Source organism: Streptomyces synnematoformans (assembly GCF_039531005.1).
GTDB classification, from domain to species: domain Bacteria; phylum Actinomycetota; class Actinomycetes; order Streptomycetales; family Streptomycetaceae; genus Streptomyces; species Streptomyces synnematoformans.
Genome location: NZ_BAAAPF010000485.1, coordinates 1 through 3,532, shown reverse-complemented (window position 1 = coordinate 3,532; position 3,532 = coordinate 1). Strand labels below are relative to the sequence as shown.

At 74.0% G+C, this 3,532-nt stretch carries 4 protein-coding genes; 2 read left to right on the top strand and 2 right to left on the bottom strand.

Annotation, left to right across the window (positions count from 1 at the left end; all coding sequences use genetic code 11):
* Positions 1–310: 310 nt before the first annotated feature.
* Positions 311–1,165, bottom strand: a complete 855-nt coding sequence (locus ABD317_RS34820) for a 3-hydroxyacyl-CoA dehydrogenase family protein (protein WP_344295596.1) — start codon at positions 1,163–1,165, stop codon at positions 311–313.
* Positions 1,166–1,376: 211 nt separating this feature from the next.
* Between ABD317_RS34820 and ABD317_RS34815 the strand changes: the two genes are divergently transcribed.
* Positions 1,377–1,949, top strand: a complete 573-nt coding sequence (locus ABD317_RS34815) for a cob(I)yrinic acid a,c-diamide adenosyltransferase (RefSeq protein WP_344295592.1) — start codon at positions 1,377–1,379, stop codon at positions 1,947–1,949.
* On the opposite strand, the gene ABD317_RS34810 is transcribed toward ABD317_RS34815, so the two are convergent.
* Complete coding sequence (locus tag ABD317_RS34810; RefSeq protein ID WP_344295588.1) at positions 1,866–2,513, bottom strand: hypothetical protein; 648 nt, start codon at positions 2,511–2,513, stop codon at positions 1,866–1,868. The genes ABD317_RS34815 and ABD317_RS34810 overlap by 84 nt on opposite strands.
* A gap of 181 nt (positions 2,514–2,694) precedes the next feature.
* Between ABD317_RS34810 and ABD317_RS34805 the strand changes: the two genes are divergently transcribed.
* The coding region (locus ABD317_RS34805) for a histidine kinase (RefSeq protein ID WP_344295585.1) at positions 2,695–3,532 on the top strand (838 nt) is incomplete at its 3' end.

Genomic DNA, 3,532 nt, shown 5'->3' with positions numbered 1-3,532 from the left:
CGCGGCGCCGCCCGGCGCTCGACGGGCGGCCCCGCGCGCGGGGCCCGCGCGGTGGCGGGCCGGGTGGTAGGGCGGGGCGCTGTCGCGGCCCTCCGCCTCAAACATGTGCGCTCCCCGTCTGCGGGTTCTCGTAGTCCGTGGTGCCGAGTTCCGTGCCGGTTCCTCTCTTGATCTGACTGTTCCCGGGGGTGCCCGGTTGCCGTCCGCGCGCGTATCCGTACCGATTTCACCCCTGCGGGGGACGCCGCACCCGCCCACCGGCCCGGCCGGGGGCCGGGAGGGGCGCGGCGGCGGCTGCGGTCGGTTGCGGTCAGTGCTCGTAGAAGCCGCGGCCGCTCTTGCGGCCGATGTCGCCCGCGTCGACCATGCGGCGCATCAGCTCCGGCGGCGCGAACTTCCCGTCCTGGGTCTCGGTGTAGATGTTCTCGGCGGCGTGCTGCAGGATGTCGACGCCGGTCAGGTCGGCGGTGGCCAGCGGCCCCATGGCGTGGCCGAAGCCGAGCCGGCAGGCGGCGTCGATGTCCTCGGCGGTGGCCACGCCCGACTCGTACAGCTTCGTGGCCTCGACGACGAGCGCGGCGATCAGCCGGGTGGTCACGAAGCCGGCCACGTCGCGGTTGACGACGATGCAGGTCTTGCCGGTGGACTCGGCGAAGGCCCGGGCCCGGGCGAGGGCGTCGTCGCTGGTCTTCAGGCCCCGTACCAGCTCGCAGAGCCGCATCAGGGGGACCGGCGAGAAGAAGTGCGTGCCGACGACGCGCTCGGGCCGGCCGGTCACCGCCGCGATCTTGGTGATGGGGATCGCGGAGGTGTTGGAGGCGAGCACGGCGTCGTCGCGCACCAGGCCGTCGAGCGTGCGGAAGATGTCCTGCTTGACGTTGAGCCGCTCGAAGACCGCCTCGACGACGATGTCCGCGTCGGCGGCGGCGTCGAGGTCGGTGGTGGTGGTGATCCGGGCGAGGGCCCGCTCGGCGTCGGCCGCGGCCAGCTTGCCCTTGGCGACGAACTTCTCGTACGAGCCCCTGATCCCGTCCGCGCCGCGGGTCAGCGCCTCCTCGGTGATGTCGCGCAGCACGACATCCCAGCCGGCCTGGGCGGCGACCTGGGCGATACCGGACCCCATGAGTCCGGCTCCGACGACGGCGAGCTTTCCGGCGGATTCCACGGTGGTTCCCTCGCTATACGGCTCGTTCACGTGCTCCGAAGCGGACACTAGCGCTCCCGGCGCGCCCGCGGAGCGCGAAGAGATGCGCGTCACGTCTCAGATGACGGACATCACACGCCCGGCGTCCACTCGCCGGTCCGCCGCGCGTAGTTGGGTACCTTTTGGCCCCACAGGTCCGCCGTCCCCTCCGGAGCGGGCATACGCTGTCCGTATGGTCAACCTGACGCGGATCTACACCCGCACCGGAGACAAGGGCACCACGGCCCTCGGCGACATGAGCCGGGTGGCGAAGACCGACCCGCGGATCTCCGCGTACGCCGACGCCAACGAGGCGAACGCGGCGATCGGGACCGCCCTGGCCCTCGGCGGGCTGTCCGAGGAGGTCGCCCGCGTCCTCACCCGGGTGCAGAACGACCTCTTCGACGTCGGCGCCGACCTGTCCACGCCCGTGCAGCCCGACCCGGAGTTCCCGCCGCTGCGCGTCGAACAGGAGTACGTCGACCGGCTGGAGGCCGACTGCGACCGCTTCCTGGCCGGGCTGGAGAAGCTGCGCAGCTTCATCCTTCCGGGCGGCACGCCCGGCGCGGCGCTGCTGCACCAGGCGTGCACGGTGGTGCGCCGGGCCGAGCGGTCGACGTGGGCCGCGCTGGAGGTGCACGGCGAGACCATGAACCCGCTGACGGCCACGTACCTCAACCGCCTATCGGACCTGCTTTTCATCCTTGCGCGCACGGCCAACCAGGCGGTCGGCGACGTGCTGTGGGTGCCGGGCGGGGAGCGCTGACCGCCGCCCGTCCGCGTCGGACTCCGCCCCGGCCGGCCGCCGCTTGGGGAAGAGCGTGTAGCTCCCGGCGATGACGACGTTGATGCCGATGACGAACAGCATCCGCGTCTGCCACTCCCGCAGCGAATCCGTGCTCCCGTCGCCGCCGACGTACCACACCGCGCCCTGCAGCAACGCGATCGCGATCCCGCTCGCCAGGATCCAGCGCGCGGCCGTCCGCCACTCGTGCAGCGCCCGCGCCCTCCCGTACTTCGGCGGCCTCACCGGCGGCGGCCCGCCCGCGAAGCGGTGCGCGAAGCGGGCGTCGACCCAGCGGATCGTCGCCGGGCCGAGGGCGACGGAGAAGCCGATGTAAACGGCGGCCAGGCCGTGCTTCCAGTCCGGCTCCGCGCCGTTCTTCAGGTCGATCGCCGTGACGACCAGCAGCACGGCCTCCAGCAGCGGCTCGCACAGCAGCACCGCGGCGCCCAGCCGCGGCTTCCGCGCCAGGTACCGCAGCGAGAGCCCGGCGGCGAGCAGCACCCAGAAGGCGACCTCGCAGACGATGATGAGCGTGACGACCACGGTGCGCTCTCCCTTCCCCGCTTCCGCTTCCCCGGTCCCGGCTTCCAGGCTCCCGCGCGGGGCGCGCCGGCACGTCGTCGTACGCGACGATCCCGGACTGCATCCTTCGATGTAGCGCCCGCCCCCGAATCCGCCCCGGGGTACGGAGGCCGCGGGTGCCGCTGCCGTGTTTGATGGGGGCGTGACCAGCTCACGCGCCCCGCTCCGGCCGCACCGCGACGACGTGCTCCTCGCGGTCGTCGGGCTGCTCGGCGGGACGGCGCTGTGGGCGCTCGGGCTGCACACCCAGGGCGGCCGGCCGCTCGACGCGCCGTGGCTGACGCTGCTCCCGCTCGCGGTCATGTGCGGCGCGGAGCTGCTGCGCCGCAGCCGGCCCCTGACCGCGCTGGGCGTCGCCGCCGCCGCCCTCGTCGCCGACCAGTTCACCCGGGGCACGCTGGCCACGATCCTGATGTTCACGGACCTGGTCTACGCGGGCGTGGTCTACAGCACCGCGGCCGCCGCCCGCTGGATCCCCCGGGCCGCCGTGGCGCTCACCGTGGCCTCGACCCTCGCCGTGCTGGCAGCCTTCCAGGACCGGATCGCGATCCTCCTCGGCGTCGTCGTCGGCCTCCTCACGCTCGCCCCCGCCACCACCGGCGTCGCGGTACGCACCCACCGCCAGGCCGCCGACGCCGCCCGGCTGCGGGCGGAGCAGACGGCGCTGCTCGCGGAGCTGGACCGGCGCGAGGCCGTCGGCGCCGAGCGCGCCCGGATGGCGCGCGAGCTGCACGACATGGTGGCCAACCACCTCTCCGCCATCGCCATCCACGCCACCGCCGCCCAGTCCATCGGCGACCCGAAGGCGTCGCGGGAGGCGCTGTCCGTCATCCGCGAGAACAGCGTGCAGGGGCTGGCGGAGATGCGCCGCCTCATCGGCCTGCTGCGCGCCGCCGACGCCGACGCCGCCGTCGGCGCGGCGGCGGCGGTGGCGGCGGCGCCGACGCTGCAGGGGCTGGCGTCGCTGGTGGACCAGGCGT

Bases quoted from the DNA above. Each gene is read 5' to 3' on its own strand.
- ABD317_RS34815 (WP_344295592.1), top strand. From the start codon at position 1,377: ATGGTCAACCTGACGCGGATCTACACCCGCACCGGAGACAAGGGCACC.